16 protein-coding genes are annotated in these 19734 nt (G+C 71.5%); all 16 read right to left on the reverse strand.

The features are described from left to right. Positions 1-124: 124 nt before the first annotated feature. The 16 genes from ACWFR4_RS05530 to ACWFR4_RS05605 all read right to left on the reverse strand — a co-directional run bounded on the left by ACWFR4_RS05530 (position 125) and on the right by ACWFR4_RS05605 (position 19727). Positions 125-1282, reverse strand: coding sequence for a sugar phosphate isomerase/epimerase family protein (locus tag ACWFR4_RS05530; protein ID WP_453650985.1), 1158 nt, complete (start codon positions 1280-1282; stop codon positions 125-127). Positions 1283-1334: 52 nt separating this feature from the next. Then, positions 1335-2759 (reverse strand): alkaline phosphatase family protein, encoded by a 1425-nt coding sequence (locus tag ACWFR4_RS05535; RefSeq protein WP_453468714.1) that lies wholly within the window; start codon positions 2757-2759, stop codon positions 1335-1337. Next, positions 2756-3925, reverse strand: coding sequence for a metabolite traffic protein EboE (gene eboE / locus ACWFR4_RS05540; RefSeq protein WP_453650987.1), 1170 nt, complete (start codon positions 3923-3925; stop codon positions 2756-2758). The genes ACWFR4_RS05535 and eboE overlap by 4 nt, the downstream gene beginning before the upstream one ends. Before the next feature lie 3 nt (positions 3926-3928). Continuing rightward, positions 3929-4777, reverse strand: a complete 849-nt coding sequence (locus tag ACWFR4_RS05545) for a TatD family hydrolase (RefSeq protein WP_453468712.1) — start codon at positions 4775-4777, stop codon at positions 3929-3931. Then, on the reverse strand, positions 4777-5415 hold the full coding sequence (locus ACWFR4_RS05550) for an EboA domain-containing protein (RefSeq protein WP_453650989.1): 639 nt from the start codon (positions 5413-5415) through the stop codon (positions 4777-4779). The genes ACWFR4_RS05545 and ACWFR4_RS05550 overlap by 1 nt, the downstream gene beginning before the upstream one ends. Beyond that, a complete protein-coding gene (locus tag ACWFR4_RS05555) occupies positions 5412-6263 on the reverse strand; it encodes a sugar phosphate isomerase/epimerase family protein (RefSeq protein ID WP_453650991.1) in 852 nt (283 codons plus the stop codon). Before ACWFR4_RS05555 ends, ACWFR4_RS05550 begins: the two co-directional genes overlap by 4 nt. After that, positions 6260-7165, reverse strand: a complete 906-nt coding sequence (locus tag ACWFR4_RS05560; protein WP_453650993.1) for an SCO3242 family prenyltransferase — start codon at positions 7163-7165, stop codon at positions 6260-6262. The genes ACWFR4_RS05555 and ACWFR4_RS05560 overlap by 4 nt, the downstream gene beginning before the upstream one ends. Further along, positions 7162-8280: an inositol-3-phosphate synthase gene (locus ACWFR4_RS05565; protein WP_453464367.1), complete on the reverse strand. Its 1119-nt coding sequence runs from the start codon at positions 8278-8280 to the stop codon at positions 7162-7164. The genes ACWFR4_RS05560 and ACWFR4_RS05565 overlap by 4 nt, the downstream gene beginning before the upstream one ends. 95 nt (positions 8281-8375) lie before the next feature. Further along, entirely contained in the window at positions 8376-9734 is a 1359-nt protein-coding gene (locus ACWFR4_RS05570; RefSeq protein WP_453464364.1) for a ThuA domain-containing protein, read from the reverse strand. 15 nt (positions 9735-9749) lie between these two features. Continuing rightward, the gene (locus ACWFR4_RS05575) at positions 9750-12206 is read right to left on the reverse strand and encodes a PQQ-dependent sugar dehydrogenase (protein WP_453464361.1); all 2457 of its coding nucleotides are present in this window, start codon (positions 12204-12206) and stop codon (positions 9750-9752) included. 215 nt (positions 12207-12421) lie between these two features. Next, complete coding sequence (locus tag ACWFR4_RS05580; RefSeq protein WP_116507835.1) at positions 12422-13426, reverse strand: sugar phosphate isomerase/epimerase family protein; 1005 nt, start codon at positions 13424-13426, stop codon at positions 12422-12424. 13 nt (positions 13427-13439) lie between these two features. Next, positions 13440-14642: a Gfo/Idh/MocA family protein gene (locus tag ACWFR4_RS05585; RefSeq protein ID WP_453650995.1), complete on the reverse strand. Its 1203-nt coding sequence runs from the start codon at positions 14640-14642 to the stop codon at positions 13440-13442. Positions 14643-14697: 55 nt separating this feature from the next. After that, positions 14698-15741 (reverse strand): substrate-binding domain-containing protein, encoded by a 1044-nt coding sequence (locus tag ACWFR4_RS05590; RefSeq protein WP_453464355.1) that lies wholly within the window; start codon positions 15739-15741, stop codon positions 14698-14700. Between the two features lie 20 nt (positions 15742-15761). Further along, a complete protein-coding gene (locus tag ACWFR4_RS05595; protein ID WP_453464352.1) occupies positions 15762-16772 on the reverse strand; it encodes an ABC transporter permease in 1011 nt (336 codons plus the stop codon). Between the two features lie 164 nt (positions 16773-16936). Next, positions 16937-18448, reverse strand: coding sequence for a sugar ABC transporter ATP-binding protein (locus ACWFR4_RS05600; protein WP_453650997.1), 1512 nt, complete (start codon positions 18446-18448; stop codon positions 16937-16939). A gap of 97 nt (positions 18449-18545) precedes the next feature. Beyond that, positions 18546-19727 carry an ROK family protein gene (locus tag ACWFR4_RS05605; protein ID WP_453650999.1) on the reverse strand — a complete coding sequence of 394 codons (1182 nt, stop codon included), beginning with the start codon at positions 19725-19727 and terminating at the stop codon, positions 18546-18548. Between the last annotated feature and the right edge of the window lie 7 nt (positions 19728-19734).

Raw genomic sequence — 19734 nt, forward strand, 5'->3', positions numbered from 1 at the left:
GCCCGCCGGGGGGGGCGCCGGCGCCCCCCCCCCTCCCGCCCCCCTGGGGCGCCGGGGGGGTTTCCCCATTGTGGGGGGGCCCCGCCATTGGGGCGGGCCCCCACTCATTTCTGCCGTGCCGGCGTCAGTGCTTCTTGCGCAGCCCGGCCAGGTTGTCGTAGCCGATCTTCGCGTGCTTCAGGGACTGGCCGAGGTCGGTGTCGCTGGGCGCGTTGTCCTGCTCGACCATCGGGTTGTGGTAGTTCATCGCCCCGACGCGGGTGAAGAACCTCTCGTAGTCGATGACTCCGGTGCCGAACGGCACCATGTCGTAGCCCATGCCGTTCGTCGTGTTGACCGTGCCGTCCTTGGCGTGGAACAGCGGGTAACGCTTGTTGTTGCGGCGGACGAGCGCCGCCGGGTCGAAGACGTTCTCCCGCTGGGAGCCGTCGTGGGCGGTGTAGGTGTGGAACTTGTACTGGGCCACGTGCGCCCAGAAGATGTCCATCTCCAGCCAGACCGTCTTCGGGTCGGTCACCTCGAGGAAGTACTCCAGCTTGCGGATGCCGGAGCTGCGGGTCGGCTTGCCCTGCGCGTCGAGGGGCCCGCCGTCGAGCAGGAACCCGTACGCCGCGTCGTGGTTGTGCGTGTACAGCTTGAGTCCCGCACTGTGGGCGATCTTGCCGAGCGCGTTCCACTTGTCGGCGGCGGCGTCCCAGTCGGACCGGTAGGCACTGCCGGTGGGGTCGCCACCGGTGCCCATGTGGTCCATGCCGAGGATGTTGGCTATCTCCAGGTGCTTCTTGAACGTGTCGAGGTCGGGCTGGCTGAGCGGCCACGACCCCGGGATGAAGCCGTGGTTGCCCTGGGCGCGCAGGCCGTACTCGTCCAGCCAGGAGCGCAGCAGCTTGGCACCCTCGACGGTTTCGAGGTTGGCGCCGCCGGGCGCGTTGGCGTGCTGGCCGTAGCCGGCGAACTCGACCTGCTTGTAGCCGTAACGGGCCAGCTCCTTGAAGACCTCCCGGAACCCGGACGGCAGGTTGGAGGCGAGCGGGTCTCTGCCCGTGGCGTCGCGCACGGTGTAGAGGATGATGCCGCGCTTGGACGCCGGGACGAGGGCGTGGCCGCCGCCCCCGCCGCCGTTGTGCGCGCTCTGGGCGAGGGCGGGCGATGCACCGAAGACGGGTGCGGCGACGGCGGCGGCCCCCGCTGCGGTGCAGGTGCTCAGAAAACGGCGGCGGCTGACGCCGAGGGCGCGGCGCAGGGCGTCGCCGGGTCCGGATTCATCGTTGAACGCGGTCACGGTCACTCTCTTTCTCGGGTTGGTGCGGGACGTGTGCGGGTGCGCACCGGGCTCATGCGAGACCCGCCAGGTCGAGCAACAGCGATTTCACGTCGGTGGCCGCGACACGGCCGGTGACGGCGCGGGGGGTGGAACACAGGATGAGCGGACCGTCGGGGCTGTCGTCGCTCAAGGGGAGGCGGCCGTGGCTGCCGCGGATGGGTGAGGGATCGAGGGGCACGACCGCCATGCGGTAGCGCATGCCGAGCTTCTTGCGGGCCAGGGCGCCGGCGGCCTTCACCTTGACGTAGGGGTCCTGGGGGTCCATGAACAGCTCGACGGGGTCGTAGCCGGGCTTGCGGTGGATCTCGACGAGCTGTGCGAAGTCGGGCGCGCGGTCGTCGTCGAGCCAGTAGTAGTACGTGAACCAGGCGTCGGGCTCGGCGATGGCGACGAGTTCACCGGAGCGCGGGTGGTCGAGATGGTGGGCCTTCTTTCCCTCGTCGTCGAGGAGTTGCTCGATACCGGGCACGTCCTTCAGCGCCTCGCGGACCATGTCGAGGTCCTCCGGGCGGCGCACGTAGATGTGCGCGATCTGGTGGTCGGCGACCGCGAACGCCCGCGACGTCATCGGGTCGAGATACTCCATGCCGTCTTGCGTGTGCACCTCGAGAAGTCCGGCGCGGCGCAGGGCGCGGTTGATGTCGACGGGCCGCTCGACGCGGGTGATGCCGTACTCGGAGAGGGCGACGACGGTGCGGCCCTCGGCCTTCGCGTCGTCGAGGAGTGGCGCGAGGGTGGCGTCGAGTTCGGCCGCTGCCCGGTGCGAGCGCGGGTCGTCGGGGCCGAAGCGCTGGAGGTCGTAGTCGAGGTGGGGGACGTAGGCCAGCGCCAGGTCGGGATGGCGGGTGGCGATGATGTGGCGGGTCGCGTCGACGATCCACCGGCTGGAGACGAGGTCGGCGCCCGGGCCCCAGAAGTGGAAGAGGGGGAACGTGCCGAGTTTCTCGGTGAGTTCGTCGTGCAGGGCCGGCGGCCTGGTGTAGCAGTCGGGTTCCTTGCGGCCGTCGGCGTAGTAGACGGGACGGGGTGTGACGGTGATGTCGGTGTCGGCGCCCATGGCGTACCACCAGCAGATGTTGGCGACCGTGTACCCGGGGTGGCTGCGGCGGGCCGCGTCCCAGAGCTTGTCGCCGGCGACGAGTCCGTTGTGCTGACGCCACAGGAGTACGTCGCCCAGCTCGCGGAAGTACCAGCCGTTGGCGACGATGCCGTGCTCGGACGGCATGGTGCCGGTGAGGAACGTCGACTGGGCGGCGCAGGTGACGGCGGGCAGGACCGTGCCGAGGTGGGCCTGGGAACCCGTCCGGCCGAGCGACTTGAGGTGGGGCATGTGGTCGAGGAGGCGCGGGGTGAGGCCCACGACGTCCAGGACGAGCAGCGGGTTCGGGCTCACGTCCGGCCGGTCGACTGTGGTGTCGGTACTGGCAGTTGTCATGGGAGTTCCTTCAGGCCGAGGTCCGTCAGGAGGTCGCGGGCCAGGGTGAGTTCGGCGGCGATGCCGTCGGCGAGCTGGGTGCGGGCGCGGGGGCGCAGCTCCGGCGGGAGCGCCTGCCAGGTGTACGTCTCGACCTCCAGGTGCCGGGTGAGCGGATGCGCGCCGCCGACCAGACGCGTGAGCGTCTCCTTGAGCACCGGGAGCGTGGAGGTGAGGGGGGCCGCGGGCGCCGCGTGCAGCGGTACGTGGAAGTGGGCGCGCCAGGGCGCGGTGTCGGGGAGCGCGCCGCCGGCGAGCGCCTCGCCGAGGTCGTCGGTGCCGCGCAGCCCTTCGGGGGTGAGGGTGCGGGTCTGGTGCAGGAAGCGGGGTTCGTCGAACGCGGCGAGCGCCTCGCGGACCTCGGCCCTTTCGGGGTGCTCGGCGTGCAGGGCCGCGGAGAGCTGGGACTTGACGACGGGGATCCCTGCGGCGGCGAGCGCGTCGAGCGCGTCGGCCGGGTCCTCGAAGGAGGTGGCGAGATGGCAGGTGTCGACGCAGACGCCGATGCGGTCGCGGGCCACGGCCGTGAGCGGGGCGATCGCGTCGCCGGTCGTCTCGACGGTGCAGCCCGGCTCGGGTTCGAGGCCGACGCGGATGGAGCGGCCGGTCAGCTCCTCCAGGGCGTCGAGCCGCTCGGCAAGGGTGGTGAGCGCGGCGTACGCGATGTCCCGGCGGGCCGGGTCGATGGCGGTACGCCATGCGAGGGGCAGCGTGGAGATGGTGCCCTCGGTGATGTCGGAGGGGAGCAGCGCGGCGAGGAGGCGGGCCAGGTCGACGGTGTGCGCGAGGCGCTCCGGGTCGGCCCAGTCGGGCTTGTACACGCGGTACTTGACCTCTTCGGCGCCGAACCCCTCGTACGGGAAGCCGTTGAGGGTGACGACCTCGAGGCCGCGCCGGTCGAGTTCGGTGCGCAGGCCGCGCAGGGCGACGGGGTCGGTGGTGAGGGCGCGCGCGGCGTCCTTGGCGAGCCACAGGCCGATGCCGAGCCGGTCGCGGCCGAGGCGCTTACGGACGGGTTCGCAGTGGTCGCGCAGCTGGGCCAGCACGCCGTCCAGGGTCTCGGCGGGATGGACGTTCGTGCAGTACGCGAGGTGGACGGTGGACCCGTCGGGGTGGCGGAAGCGCATCGCTCACGCCCCGCCGCGCAGGATGGAGTTCCCCTCGTGGGTGGCGTCGGTCCCGGCGACGTCGAGGTCGAGCCGGCCGCTGAGGCCGTAGAACGCAACCGGGTTGCGCCACAGGACGCGGTCGACGTCGTCCTCGGTGAAGCCGGCCTTCAGCATCGCGTCGGCGACCTTGCGGGTCTTGAGGGGATCGCTCTTGCCCCAGTCGGCGGCCGAGTTGACGAGGACCCGCTCGGGTCCGTACTCGGTGAGGATCGCGACCATCCGCTCCTCGTCCATCTTGGTGTCGGGGTAGACGGAGAACCCGAGCCAGCAGCCCGCGTCCTTGGCCTCCTTCACCGTGGTCTCGTTGAGGTGGTCGACGAGGACCCGGTCGAGCGGCAGGGCCGACTCGCGTACGACGTCCAGGGTGCGGCGCAGTCCGGCGAGCTTGTCGCGGTGCGGGGTGTGCACGAGCGCGGGGAGTTCGTGGTCGGCGGCGAGCTGGAGCTGGGCGGCGAGCGCGGTGTCCTCGGCGGGCGTCATCGAGTCGTAGCCGATCTCGCCGACGGCGACGACGTTGTCCTTGACGAGGTAGCGGGGCAGCGCGTCGAGGACGGGTGCGCAGCGTGGGTCGTTCGCCTCCTTGGGGTTGAGGGCGAGCGTGCAGTGGTGGGCGATCCCGTACTGCGCGGCACGGAAGGGCTCCCAGCCGAGGAGTGCGTCGAAGTAGTCGAAGAACGAGGCGGGCGAGGTGCGGGGCTGGCCGAGCCAGAAGGACGGCTCGACGATCGCCCGTACGCCGGCGGCGTACATGGCCTCGTAGTCGTCGGTGGTGCGCGACGTCATGTGGATGTGCGGGTCGAAGATGCGCATCAGGACTCCTCGGCCTTGTGGGGAGGCGGCGTGGTCAGGGCCAGTACGCGGTGCAGGTCGTCGGGGACGGGACGGCCCGCGGCGGTGCGCTCGTTCGCGTAGTCGCCGAGCATGCGGGCGAGTTCGGCGTCGCCGCGGGCGCGTTCGGCGAGGTCGGCGACGGCGGACACCGGCACGCCGGTGAAGAGGCACTTCAGGACGGCGTGGCGCCAGTGGTGCGCGGTGAGGTGCTCGGCGGCGTAGGGGCCGACGGCGGCGGCGACGAGCCGGGTGTCGTTCGTGCGCAGCGCGTCCTCGACGAGGGGCAGCGCTTCGGGTCCTGCGACGAGGTGAGGAAGAGCCGCGAGGACGGCGCGGCGTTCGGCGGCGGCGCCCTGTTCGTAGAGGCGGGTGAGGGTGGCGGTGTCGGCGCGGGCCGCGTGCAGGAGGACGATGCGGGCGCTGTCGGCGTACTCGGATCCACAGCGGCGCCCGGCCTCGGCGAACTTCAACTCCCAGGCGGCGTCCGTCTGTTGCATGCCTTTGTCATCGGCGGCGGCCTCCGACGCGGCCTTGTCGAGCCATGTGCGGGCCGTCTCGCCGAGGGAGGCGTCGGTGCGGGCGCGGAGGGCCGCGATGCCGGGAGGTGTGTCGGTCATGGGGTGCCTCCTTCGGCGGCAGTGCGCAGGAACCGCAGTGATTCCTCGGCGAGTTGGGGTCCCGCGTGGGAATGGCGGGGCAGTTCCACGACCGTCAGTCCCTGATAGCCGGTGGCTTCGAGGGCTTCGAGCACCGGCGGGAAGTCGATCTCGCCGTCGCCGAACGGGAGGTGTTCGTGGACGCCCCGTCGCATGTCCTCGATCTGTACGTGCTTCAGCCAGGGAGCGGCCTCGCGCACACAGTCGGCGGGCGGCAGCGGCTCCAGGCACTGGCAGTGGCCGATGTCCAGGGTGAGGCCGAGCGCTTCGGGGCCGCCGAACTCCTCACGGAGGTAGTGGAAGTCGGCGAGTGTGGCCAGGAGGTGGCCGGGCTCGGGCTCGATGGCGAGCGGGACGCCGGCGGCGGAGGCCGTGTCGAGGACGGGGGCGAGCGCGTCGGCGAGCCGCTTCCACGCGGTGCCGTCGTCCGTGCCGTCCGGGGTGATGCCGCTGAAGCAGTGCACGGCGTGGGCGCCGAGGTCTGCGGCGACCTGCACGGCCCTGATGAGCAGCCTGGTGCGCGCGGCCCTCGCGTCCGGGTCGGGGTCGAGGAGCGAGGGGCCGTGCTTGCGGCGCGGGTCGAGGACGTAACGGGCTCCCGTCTCGACGGTGACACTCAGGCCGTGCCGGTCGAGGACGCGGGCCACCTGCCGGGTGCGGGTGGGCAGGTCGGGGACCAGGGGGTCCAGGTGCATGTGGTCGAGGGTGAGGCCGACGCCGTCGTAGCCCAGGTCGGCCAGGACCGCGAGGGCGTCCTCCAGGCGAAGGTCGGTCAGGCCGTTGGTGCCGTATCCCCAGCGGATGGTCATGTGACGCTCACCTTCGGGGCCAGGCGGGCCAGTTGGGCCAGCGACGCGGTGGCCAGGGCGGTCAGGGGGGCGCCCGCCCGGGCCGCGAGGGCGGCCTGGAGGGGGATCATGGCGCGGATGCCGCCGCCCACCGCCCGCTGGGTCAGGGGCGGGGAGGGGTTGAGGGCGGCGTGGAAGTAGGGGCGGGCCGCGGTGGCCGCGTAGGCGGCGGCCAGGGCGGCGGTGGTGGTCCCCGACAGGCCGGGGGCGGCTGCTACCCGCCGGCCTGCCGGGAGTCGTGGGGCGCGCCCGGTGATCCGGGTCAGCGCGAGGGTCGCGGCGAGCGCGCCCAAGGGGGCTTTGACGTCGCCGCCCCGGGTTTCGTTGCGGGACACCGCGGTGACGGCGAGAGTGTGGGCGGCCAGCGTCGTGGCCGCGGGCAGAGCCGTGCGATGCAGGCGGCCCGAGGTCGCCGCCGCTCCCAGCAGCACGTCGAGCCCCCTCGCCGCCGCCATGGCCACCGGTCCCGCCGGTGTCTTCTTCAGGCCCAGGTCGTACGCCCATACCGTCGCCGCGAGCGCGCCCGCGGCCAGGGCGGCCGGACGGCCCGCCCGGGTCGCGAGGGCCAGGCCCGCGGCGGTGAGGCCGCCCGCTGCCGCGAGGGCCGCTGCGGGGCGGATTCGCCCTGACGGCAGCGGGCGGTGCGGGCGGTCCACGGCGTCCTCGGCCCGGTCCGCCCAGTCGTTGAGGGCCATGCCCGCCTCGTAGAGGCACAGGGACGACCCGATGGCGAGGAAGGTGCCTCGGCCGGGGCGCAGGCCCACCGCGGACGCGCCCGCGAGCGCGTCGCCGGGGACCGTGAACAGGGCGGGCAGGCGCAGGAGTTCGGCCCAGGCCCGCAGGTGCTGCGCGCGGCCGGTCACCGCAGGCGTCCCGCGAAACCGACGAGTGTCGCGTACTGCTCGGCGAGTGCGGGGGACGCGTCGCCGTCGGGGTCCTTGAAGTAGAAGCCGAGTTCGGGCAGGGGCCCGTCGACGCCCTTCTCGTGGGCGCGCAGGAGAAGGCGGGCCAGGTCGAGGACGAGGGGGGCGGCGAGCGCGGAGTCGCAGCCCTGCCAGATCGTCTGGAGGATCATGCGGGAGCCGAGGAACCCGTCGAAGGCGATGTGGTCCCAGGCCGTCTTCCAGTCGCCGAGCGCGGGCACGTCGTCGATGTGGACCTCGCCCTCGGGCGCGGCCCCGAGCGCGTCGACGAGGACGCGTTCCTTGCCCGCGTTCTTCGCCGCGGCGGCGCCGGGGTCGGCGAGCGCGGCGCCGTCGCCGCCGCCGAGGAGATTCGTGCCGGACCAGGCCCGCACGGACAGGGAGCGCTGGAGGAACATCGGCGCGAGCACGGACCGCAGGAGGGTCTGGCCGGTCTTGCCGTCGCGCCCTGCGTAGGGCAGGCCGCTGGTGGCGGCGAGATCGGCGAGCGTGGGGTGGTGCAGGCCGGTGGAGGGGGTGAAGTTGACGTACGGGCAGCCCGCGCGCAGGGCGGCCGCCGCGTAGAGGGAGCTGGCGGGCAGCCGGCTGCTGTCGGGGGCGGGTTCCGTGGACGCCACGTTCACGACGACGGCGCCGGCGAGTCCGCCGCGGTCGACGAAGTCACGGATGTCGGCGGCGAAGTCGGCGATGAGTTCGTCGTCGGAGCGGGAGTCCCCCGGCTGGGGGCCTCCCGAGCGTATCTGCCGGTCGGCGGCTGCGAGTTCGGCGCCGACCGCGGTCGGCAGGCCGTGCGGCAGGACGCCTCCGGCGGCGAGGTGTTCGGCGCGTTTGGGCAGCGGACAGTCGACGGTGTCGTGTCCGCCGAAGACGAGGGACGACAGCGCGGGGAGCCCGGCGCCGGCGAAGGGTTCGGTCTCGGTGACCATGCCGGTCGGGGGGTGCAGGCCCGCGCCGACGGCGGCGCAGCCCGCGATCGCGGTGGTGGCGACGGAGCCACGGGCCCCGATGAGCCAGACTCCGAAGCGGGCGGTGGGGGAAGTGGGTTCGGCGGACATGGGCAGCCTCCTTGTCGTACGCGAACCTGGAGCCGGAGTTGCGGTGGTGGTGCGGGACGACGGGCGGGGGTCCGGCGTCCCCCGCCCGCCGTCGTCTAGTGGCCGGACCCGGCGCCCGGCTTCGCGGGCAGGTCCTTGACCCGGATGTCACGGAAGGACACCTGGTCGTCGTTGCCGTGGTTCTGGATCCCGACGTACCCGTCGCGCAGGCTCCGGGCGGGGTCGGTGTTGGTGAAGTCGTTGACCTTCACGCCGTTGAGCCAGATCCGCAGGTGCTCGCCCTCGACCCGGATCTCGTACGTGTTCCACTCCCCCGGCGGGTTCAGCGCGCGGTCGCGCTTCTTCACGTCGGCCGACTGGAAGCTGTAGACGGACCCGGTGGTGCGGTCGGGTGCGTCGGTCGCGTCGATCTGGACCTCGTAGCCGTTGTTCACGGCCGACCAGGGGTCGTCCGACTCCGGGAAGCCCACGAAGACACCGGAGTTGTCGTCCCCGGCCATCTTCCAGTCGAGCTTCAGGGAGTACGAGCCGAGCGGGCGGCCCGCGTACCAGAGCATTCCCATGCCGCCGGACGAGGTGAGCGTGCCGTCGTCCGAGAGCTCGAAGGAGCCGGGTCCGGCCTGCTTCCAGTCCTTGAGCGACTCTGCGGTCCCGTCGAACAGGGACGTGTAGCCGCTCTCGGGCCGGCAGTCCGCCTGCGCGGCGCCACTCGCCCAGCGGATCCCGCCGAGCAGATGCTGCCGGAAGGCCGGGTCGGCGTACGACTCCTTGGTGTGGCCTGCACCGGTGTAGAAGGAGCGGCCGCCCCGGTAGTTCTGGCACCAGGAGATGGGGTGGTCGCCCGCCATGGTGCCGCCGGTGTACGACGACTCGTCGAGCGAGGCGAGGACGTGGGCGTGCTCGCGCGGGTTGGAGCGGTAGTTGTACCACTCGTCGGTGCGGTTCCACGTCGGGGCGAGGTGGGCGGTGGCCGGGTTGCCCCGGTCCTCGACCTTGACCGTGGCGGGCTGGATCGCCGGGTGATTCTGGAAGTAGGCGCCGGCGAGGCCTCCGTAGAACGGCCAGTCGTACTCGGTGTCGGCGGCCGAGTGGACGCCGACGTATCCGCCGCCCTTCTTGATGTAGTGCTCGAAGGCGGTCTGCTGGTCGGGGCCGAGCACGTCGCCGGTGGTGGAGAGGAAGACGACGGCGTCGTAGCGGCGCAGATTGGCGTCGGTGAAGGCGCCGGCGTCCTCAGTGGCGTCGACGGCGAAGCCGTTGGCCGCGCCCAGGTCCTGCACGGCGGCGATCCCCTCGGGGATCGAGTCGTGGCGGAAGCCCGCGGTCTTGGAGAAGACCAGGACCCGGCCCCCCGCCCCCGCGTCCCCCGGTGAGGAGGACGCGGGAGCGGAGACACAGCCGATGAGCAGGGCGGCCGCGGAGGCCGCGAGCGCGATACGGGTGGAGGTGCGCACAGTCCTGCTCCTTCCTCAGCTGGTGGTGAAGGTGAAGTCGTCCACGTCGAAGAGCGCGTCGGTGCCCGCACCCTTGAAGACCAGGAAGAGCGTCGTGGTCTTGGCGGGCGCCCGGCTGATGGTGCCGGTGACGTCCTTGTACGTCTCCCAGGACCCGGTGGGTTCGACCTTGGCGCTGCCGAGGAGGCGTCCGGTGGCGGAGCCGCTGCGGATCTCCAGCGTGCCGCCGCTGCCGGCGGACGCGACGCGCGCCGTGAACGAGGTGGCGTTGCTCAGGACGTACGGCTTGAAGGAGATCCAGTCACCGTTGTTGATGTCGCCGACGGTCTTGCCGCCGTTCGCCGGGGTGTGGCTGGCGATGGTGACGCCCTTGGAGTCGCCGTAGTGCTCGGCCTGGCGGTGCTTGGGCTGGGTGACGTTCTGGTCGTGGGTGGTCAGCGCGGGCTGGCCGTTGGCACCCTGGTCGGTGTACTCGGCGTCGAAGACCCCGAAGACGTTGGCGTTGGCGTCGTGCTCGCTGTCCGCGGAGGTCTGGATGGTGCCCGAGCAGCCGTTGGCCGAGGTGACCGGGTGGCCGTGGCTGTCGTGGCCGAGGATGTGCGTGACCTTGACCTTGGAGCAGTCGATCGTCCCGTCCTCGGGGTCGGTGACCTTCACCTTGAAGGGCACCTTGTCGCCGAAGGTGAACAGCTGGCCGTCCGCGGGGAGTTCGAGGGTCACCTTGGGCGCGGTGTTGCCGACCACGATGTGGACGTCGGCGCTGCCGGTGCGGCCCGTCGCGTCCTTGGCGGTGACGGTCGCCGTGTAGGTGCCGTTCTTCTTGTACGTGTGGCTGGGCGCCGCGCCCGTGCCGCTGGTGCCGTCGCCGAAGTTCCAGGAGTAGGTCAGGGCGTCACTGTCGGCGTCCGTCGCGGTCGAGGAGAAGCGGGTCTTGAGCGGGGCCTGGCCCGAGGTCTTGTCGACCTTGGCGTCGACGACGGGCGAGTGGCCGTCGGTGGCGTTCTCGATGCGGTAGAGGCCGGAGTGCTCGTCGCCGCCGAACCAGGACAGGCCGTAGTCCAGGACGTACAGCGCGCCGTCCGGTCCGAAGGCCATGTCCATCACCTGCGTGCCGGTCCACGGGAACGGGTTGATCGAGGTGACCTTGCCGTCCCCGTCCTGCTCGATCCGCTTGATCCACTGCCGGCCGAACTCACCGGCGAAGAAGTCGCCGTCGTAGGCCTCGGGGAACTTCACGGGCGAGGTGTTCGCCGCGTCGTAGCGGTAGACCGGGCCGCCCATCGGGGACTCGGAGCCGGTGCCGAACTCGGGCACCGAGGCGCCGTCGTAGGGGATCCAGGCCGGCTGGGCGGGCGGCAGGTCGACGATGCCCGTGTTGTGGGGCGAGGTGTTCTTCGGCGCGGCGCAGTCGAAGGCGGCGCCGGACGTCTTGGTGGCGAAGTCGTAGTCGATGTACGCGTCGTTGTTGCCGGTGCAGTACGGCCAGCCGAAGTTGCCGGCCTTGGTGATCCGGTTGAACTCGACCTGGCCCGCGGGGCCGCGCTTCGGGTCGGCGGTGCCGGCGTCGGGTCCGTAGTCGCCGACGTAGACGATGCCGGTCGGCTTGTCGACGCTGATCCGGAACGGGTTGCGGAAGCCCATCGCGTAGATCTCGGGGCGGGTCTTGTCCGTGCCCGGGGCGAAGAGGTTGCCGTCGGGTATGGAGTACGTGGCGTCGTCGTTGACCTTGATGCGCAGGACCTTGCCGCGCAGGTCGTTGCTGTTGCCGGCCGAACGCCGGGCGTCGTAGGCCGGGTTGCGGGTGGGCTGCTCGTCGATCGGCGTGTAGCCGTCGGAAGAGAAGGGGTTGGAGTCGTCGCCCGTCGAAAGGTAGAGGTTGCCGTCCTTGTCGAAGTCGATGTCGCCGCCCACGTGGCAGCAGATGCCGCGCGAGGTGGGGATCTCCAGGACCTTCTTCTCGCTGGCGTTGTCGAGTGTGCCGTCCGCGTTGAGCACGAAGCGCGAGAGCTGGTTGTAGCCGTCGAAGGGCTTGAAGTCCGCGGCCGTGCCGTCGTTCGGGGCGTCGCCCGCGGGGGTGTCGAGCGGCGGCGCGTAGTAGAGGTAGATGAAGTGGTTGTCGCTGAACTTCGGGTCCACGCCGACGCCTTGGAGGCCCTCTTCGTCGTGGGAGTAGACGTCGAGCTTGCCGGCGACCTTGGTGGTGCCGTTCTCGTCGGTCAGGCGCAGGACGCCGTCGCGCGAGGTGTGCAGGACCTTGCGGTCCGGCAGGACGGCGAGCGACATGGGCTCGCCGACCTCTTCGGCGCCCTTGGCGAGGGTGACCTGCTGGAAGTCCTCCGCGCCGGCGACCGCGGCGTCGGGGGCGGGCGCCGCGCCGGCGTGCGGGGCGCCGATCGCGAGTGAGGCTCCGGCGAGAAGTGAGCCGGTGAGGAGTGCGAGTGCCTTGCGGAATCTCGGGCGTTTCCTGTGCACGGAGTTCCTCCGGAAAAGGGCGTGCGTACGGACGGGGGCGTGTCGCGCATGCGCTCTGCGGGTGCGATCGGTACGCCGGGGTGCGCCGTCACCCCGGAACTGTGCATGGTCTGTACAACATTGGACCGTAGCCACGTTTGTCCTGAACGGAAAGCCCTTGCACAGCAAAGGAGTTGACTTTCTCTCCGCGCAGGACAAACGTGGCCGCCGTACTGCTAGTCGGAGCCGCCGAAGGCCGCGTCGAAGGACGCCGTGGGCGGCTCGAAGTCGAAGGCCTTGAGGTGCTTGAGCGCCTCCGGGGCGCCCTGGAGCCGGTCCATCCCGGCGTCCTCCCACTCGACCGAGACGGGCCCCTCGTAGTCGATGGAGCGCAGCATCCGGAAGACGTCCTCCCAGGGCACGTCGCCGTGGCCCGCGGAGACGAAGTCCCAGCCGCGGCGCGGGTCGCCCCAGGGCAGGTGCGAGCCGAGGCGGCCGTTGCGGCCGTCCAGGCGGCGCCGGGCCTCCTTGCAGTCGACGTGGTAGATCCGGTCACGGAAGTCCCACAGGAAGCCGACCGGGTCGAGGTCCTGCCACACGAAGTGGCTGGGGTCGAAGTTCAGGCCGAAGGCGGCCCGGTGGTCGACGGCGTCGAGGGCGCGCTGCGTGGTCCAGTAGTCGTACGCGATCTCCGACGGGTGGACCTCGTGCGCGAACAGGACGCCGTTCTCGTCGAAGACGTCGAGGATGGGGTTCCAGCGGTCGGCGAAGTCCTGGTAGCCGCGTTCGATCATCGACTCGGGCGCAGGCGGGAACATGGCGACCAGATGCCAGATGGACGAGCCGGTGAAGCCGATGACGGTGTCGACGCCGAAGGCCGCCGCGGCCCGTGCGGTGTCCTCCATCTCGGCCGCGGCCCGCCGTCGTACGCCCTCGGCCTCGCCGTCGCCCCAGATGCGGGCCGGCAGGATCGCCCGGTGGCGCTCGTCGATGATCGCGTCGCACACCGCCTGCCCCACCAGGTGGTTGGAGATCGCCCAGCACTTGAGGCCGTACTTGTCGAGCAGGGCGCGGCGCGAGTCGAGGTAGCCGGGGTCCGCGAGGGCCTTGTCGACCTCGAAGTGGTCGCCCCAGCAGGCGAGTTCGAGGCCGTCGTAGCCGAAGTCGCGGGCCAGCCTGCACACCTCTTCGAGCGGCAGGTCGGCCCACTGTCCGGTGAACAGGGTGAACTGGCGTGGCATGAGCCGTGCCTCCTCAGACCGGGATGGTGGTGTAGACGGAGTTCTTGAGCGCGCTCTCCTCCACGGCGGCGAGCACGCGCTGCACGCGCAGGCCCTCGGCGAAGGACGGTTCGGGCTGCCGGCCGGCCGCGATGGCATGGACCAGATCGCGGGCCTGGTGCACGAACGTGTGCTCGTAGCCGAGGCCGTGGCCCGGCGGCCACCAGGCCTCCAGGTAGGGGTGGCCGGGCTCGGTGACGAGGATGCGGCGGAAGCCGGCGCTGACCCCGGGTTCGGTGTGGTCGTGGAACGAGAGCTCGTTGAGGCGCTCCAGGTCGAAGGCCAACGAGCCCTTCTCGCCGTTGAGTTCGATGCGCAGGGCGTTCTTGCGGCCGGACGCGAAGCGGGTCGCCTCGAAGGAGCCGAGCGCCCCGGAGGCGAAGCGGGCCGTGAAGAGCGCCGCGTCGTCCACCGTCACGGGGCCGCGCCCGGTCCCGCCGCCGCCCGCCGCGAGTCCGGCCGACGCCCCTTCCAGGACCGGCCGTTCCCGTACGAACGTCTCGGTGAGCGCGGAGACCCCGACGAGGGGCTCCCCTGCCAGGTACTGCGCGAGGTCGACGGCGTGCGCGCCCAGGTCGCCGAGGGCGCCCGAGCCCGCGTACTCCTTCTTCAGCCGCCAGGTGAGCGGGAAGTCGGGGTCGACGAGCCAGTCCTGGAGGTAGGAGACGCGGACGTGGCGCAGGGCGCCGAGGCGGCCCTCCTCAACCATGCGGCGGGCGAGCGCGGTGGCGGGGACGCGCCGGTAGTTGAAGCCGGTCATCGCCAGCTGACCGCGTGCACTGGCCCGTTCGGCGGCCTCGACCATCGCCTCGGCCTCGTCCACCGTGTTGGCGAGCGGCTTCTCGCACAGCACGTGCTTGCCCGCCTCAAGGGCCGCGACGGCGATCTCGGCATGACTGTCGCCCGGGGTGCAGATGTCGACGACGTCGACGTCGTCCCGGGCGATCAGCGCCCGCCAGTCCGTCTCGGCCGCGGCCCAGCCGAGCCGGTCGGCGGCGGCTCGGACGGCCTGCCCGTCCCTGCCGCAGACGGCCGCGAGGACCGGTCGCAGCGGCAGGTCGAAGACGCGGCCCACGGTGCGCCAGCCCTGGGAGTGGGCGGCGCCCATGAAGGCGTAGCCGACCATGCCGACACCCAGGGGGCGCGGTCCGGCCCCGGGCTCCTGAGTCGTGCCCATGCAGTAGTCCTCCTCGTCGACGCCGGTCCCGCGAGATGCGCTGTGGGGGCATCCATCACTTGAAGCCGGTCGGCATGTACTGGGCGACGTTGTCCTTGTCGACGACCGCCGAGAAGAGCGTCACGTGGGCCGGGATCTCGAACTCGGCCATGCCGCTGACTCCCTTGCCCTGGCCGAGGGCGCGCGCGAGGTCGATCGCGGAGGCGGCCATGGTCGGCGGGTAGAGGACGGTCGCCTTCAGGACGCTGTTGCCGGCCTCGATGGCCTGCATGGCGGAGAGCGCTCCGGCGCCGCCGACCATGAGGAAGTCGTCGCGTCCGGCCTGCTTGATGGCGCGCAGGGCGCCGACACCCTGGTCGTCGTCGTGGTTCCACACGGCGTCGAAGTTCTTCTGCGCCTGGAGGAGCTGCGCCATCTTCGCCTGGCCGGACTCGACGGTGAACTCGGCGGCCTGGCGGGCGACCTTCTTGATGTTCGGGAAGTTCTTCAGGGCGTCGTCGAAGCCCTGGGTGCGCTGCTTGGTGAGCTCCAGGTTGTCGAGGCCCGCGAGCTCGACCACCTTGGCGTTCTTCTTGTCCTTGAGCTGCTCGCCGATGTAGTTGCCGGCGCTCAGGCCCATGCCGTAGTTGTCGCCGCCGATCCAGCAGCGGTACGCCTGCGGGGTGTTGAAGATCCGGTCGAGGTTGACGACGGGGATCCCGGCGCGCATCGCCTTCAGGCCGACCTGGGTGAGGGCCTTGCCGTCGGCCGGCAGGATCACCAGGACGTCGACCTTCTTGTTGATGAGGGTCTCGACCTGCCCGATCTGCGCGGCGGTGTCGTTCGAGCCCTCCGTCGCCTCCAGGGTGACGTCGGAGTACTTCTTGGCGCGCTCCGTGGCGTTGTCGTTGATCGCGTTCAGCCAGCCGTGGTCGGCCTGCGGTCCCGCGAACCCGATGGTGACGTGCTTGCCCGGCTTGTCGTCCGCGGCGGGCTTGTCGTTCGCCGCGGGCTTCGCGTCCTTGGGCTCGTTGCTCGTGCAGGCGGTGAGCAGTCCGCCCGTGGTGACGGCGGCTGCCGCTCCGAAGAGCAGTCCTCTGCGGCTCGTGGTCTCTGGCATGTCGGTAGGCCCTTCCCGGGTCAAGAAGTGGTGGTGGAGGTGCGTCGCTGGACCAGGACCGCGGCGACGATGATCGCCCCCTTGGCGATCTCCTGGACGTCGCTCTGCAGATTGTTGAGCGCGAAGATGTTGGTGATCGTGGTGAAGATCAGTACGCCGAGCACGGAGCCGGTGATGGTGCCCCGGCCGCCGGTCAGCAGGGTGCCGCCGATGATCGCGGCGGCGATGGCGTCGAGTTCGTAGAGGTTGCCGTTGGTGTTCTGGCCCGAACCGGCCAGGACGATCAGGAGGAAGGCCGCGATGCCGCAGCACAGGCCCGACAGGAGGTAGAGGTAGAGGCGCTGGCGGCGTACGTCGATGCCGGCGAGCCGCGCGGCCTCGGCGTTGCCGCCGACGGCGACGGAGCGGCGGCCGAACGTCGTACGGTTCAGGACCAGCCAGCCGACGACCGTGACGGCGGCGAAGACGAGGACGAGCGGCGGGATGCCGAGGATGTAGGCATCGCGCTCGCCGAGCTTGAGGACGCTGTCCACGGACACGGTCTGCGTCTTGCCGTCGGTGATCTGGAGGGCGAGACCGCGGCCCGACGCGAGCATCGCGAGGGTGGCGATGAAGGGGACCATGCCGCCGTACGCGATCAGCAGCCCGTTGACCAGCCCGCAGCCGACGCCTACGACGACGGCGGTGAACAGGATTCCGGCGAAGCCGTAGTCCTGCGTCGCGACGGTGGTCGCCCAGACGCTCGCGAGGGCGACGATCGCGCCGACCGACAGGTCGATGCCGCCGGAGATGATCACGAAGGTCATACCGACGGTGACGACACCGATGACGGACGCCTGCGTGAGGATCAGCTGCAGGTTGTTCGTGTCGAGGAACGAGTCGGGCTGGGTGATGCCGCCGACCAGGACCAGGGCGGCGAGCACGCCCACCAGGGAGAGGGTCCGCACGTCCGGGCGGAACCCTCTCGGGCGGGGGCCGGCGGGCGTGGTCTTCGGGGTGGCGGGCCGGGCGGGGGATGCGGGCTGGGTCATGGTGCCGGGCTCCCTTCGGGTGCGGTTGTCTGTGGCTGAGCGCGCAGTTCCCCGCGCCCCTGATCGGGCGGGTGGCTGGTGCGTGCGGCGGCTTTCCGGGTGCGGGAAGGTGGGGGCTTGTCGCGCCCACGCGGCGGAGCCGCATATGTAGCGGCCCGGCGCCCCTATCGGCCCCCGGCGAGGACCAGGTCGAGCACTCTGTGTTCGTCCAGGTCCGCCGCCGCCGACTCGTGGACCACCGCGCCCTCCCTCAGCACCAGGACCCGGTCCGCGAGGCCGAGGACCTCGGGGACCTCGCTGGAGACCATGAGGACCGCGAGGCCGTCGTCGGCGAGGCGGCGGATGACGGCGTAGAGCTCGGCGCGGGCGCCGACGTCCACGCCTCGGGTCGGCTCGTCGAGGAGGAGGACGCGGCAGCCGCGCAGGAGCCAGCGGGCGAGGACGGCCTTTTGCTGGTTCCCTCCGGAGAGGGTGCGCACCGGCGCGGACGGGTTGTCGGGGCGCAGGGACAGCTCGCGGGTCGCGGCCCGCGCGGCGTCGAGCTCCTTGCCGCGGTCGAGCCAACCTCCGTACGAGAAACGGGACATGGAGGAGACCGACACGTTGCGGGTGACGGACTCCAGCATGAGGAGGGCTTGCGCCTTGCGCTCCTCGGGGGCGAGGCCGAGACCGGCGCGGACGGCGGCGCGTACGCTGCCGGGCCGCAACACCTGTCCGTCGACGACGACTTGTCCGGCACTGGCCTTGCGCGCGCCGTAGATCGTCTCCAGGATCTCGGAGCGTCCCGAGCCGACGAGGCCCGCGAGGCCGACGATCTCGCCGGGCCGCAGTTCCAGGTCGAGCGGCGCGAACTCCCCTTGCCGGGAAAGGCCTTTGACAGTGAGGACGGGTTCGGCGAGCGGGGGTCCCGCGGGTCGCTCGGGGAACACGTACTCGACGTTCCGGCCGGTCATGAGGGCGACCACGTCGCGGGTCGGCGTCTCCTTCGCGGGCAGTCCGCCCGCGACCGCACGGCCGTCCTTGAGGACGGTGACACGGTCGCCGATCCGGCGGATCTCTTCCAGGCGGTGCGAGATGTAGACGACGGCGACGCCGTCGGCGGTTAGGGAGTCGACGATGCGGAAGAGGTTGTCGACCTCGTCCGGGTCGAGGGCGGCCGAGGGTTCGTCCATGACGATGAGACGGACGTCGTGGGAGAGCGCGCGGGCCATGGACACGATCTGCTGCTGGGCCGCCGAGAGGTCACCGACGAGCGTGCCGGGGCCGATCTCGTCATGCCCGAGTCGCTTGAGCAGTGCGGCCGTTGTGGTGCGGGCGTCCCGTCCGCGGACCACGAAGCCGGCGGTGGTCGGCTCATGTCCGAGGTAGACGTTCTCGGCGACGGACAGCCCCTCCACCAGGTCGAGTTCCTGGTAGATGGTGGCGATGCCGAGGCGCATCGCGGCGATGGGCGACTTGAGCACCGTGCGCTCGCCGCGCCAGGTGATCGTGCCGTCGTCGGGCTGGTGGGCGCCGGCGAGGACCTTGATGAGGGTGGACTTCCCCGCGCCGTTCTGGCCGAGGAGGCAGTGGACCTCACCGGCCAGGACCTCCAGGTCCACGCCGTCGAGGGCGCGGACGCCGGGGAACGACTTGGTGATGCCGGACATGGTGAGCAGGGGTGGTTCCGGTGCCATGAGTTTCCCCTCGGCGGGTGCGGGCCGGTGTCAGGGCAGGGCGGAGCTGAACGCCGTACTGGTGTGGTGATCGCGTGCGGTGTTACGCCGGACGGTGTTACGCCGGTGAGAACAGGTGGTCGCTGATCAGGCGGGCCGCGCCGATGACTCCGGCGGTGGGGCCGAGCTCGCCCAGGACGATGGGGAGGTTGCCGGTCGCCAGGGGCAGCGACTGGCGGTAGACCTGGGTACGCAGGGCGGCGAGCAGCGTGTGACCGAGGCCGGTCACGCCACCCCCGATCACCACGAGGCCCGGGTTGAAGAAGCTGACGAGTGAGGCGATGACCTGCCCGGTGCGGTTGCCGCCCTCGCGGATGAGATCGAGTGCGGTGGCGTCACCGGCGGCCGCCGCGACGGCCACGTCGGCGGCGCTGAGTTTCCCGGCCCCTTCGAGCAGGGCCGCGAGTTCGTCGGAACGGCCCTCGCGGGCGGCCTCCTCGGCATCGCGGGCGAGTGCCGCGCCGCTGAAGTAGGCCTCCAGGCAGCCCTTGTTGCCGCAGGCGCACTGGCGTCCGTCGGGCTCGACCTGGATGTGGCCGATGTCGCCGGCGCTGCCCGTCGTACCGCGGTAGACCTCTCCGCCGACGACGATGCCGCAGCCGATGCCCGTGCCGATCTTGACGCAGAGGAAGTCGCGCGCGGAGCGGGCGACGCCCGCGTGCTGCTCCCCCATCGCCATCAGGTTCACGTCGTTGTCGACCATGACCGGGCAGCCGAGTTCCTGGCTGAGGGCCTCGCGGACGGGGAACCCGTCCCAGCCCGGCATGATCGGCGGCGCGACCGGCACGCCCTCGGGGAACCGGACGGGTCCGGGGACGCCGATCCCGGCTCCGTCGAACCCCTCGGCGAGCCCGGAGGCCCTCAACTTGGCTGCCATCGCGAGCACTTGCTCGAAGACGGCGACCGGTCCCTCACGGACGTCCAGGGGTTGGTTGATGTGCCCGAGGACTTCCAGTTCGGCGTTGGTGACGGCGACATCGACCGAGGTCGCGCCGATGTCGACGCCGAGGAAACGCAGTTCGGGGGCGAGCCGGATGTTGTGGGAACGGCGCCCGCCGCGCGAGGCGGCGAGTCCGTCGGCCACGACGAGGCCCGTCTCCAGGAGCCGGTCCACCTCGACGGCCAGCTTCGACCGCGAGAGGTCGATCTGATCGCCCAGCTGGGCCCGGGAGTTGGGTCCGCCGTCACGCAGCAGACGCAGCAGACGCGCCTGGTGCGCGTTCGCGGGTCGAGCCGTCATGCGTCTC

This window comes from Streptomyces sp. NPDC055140 (assembly GCF_053607285.1).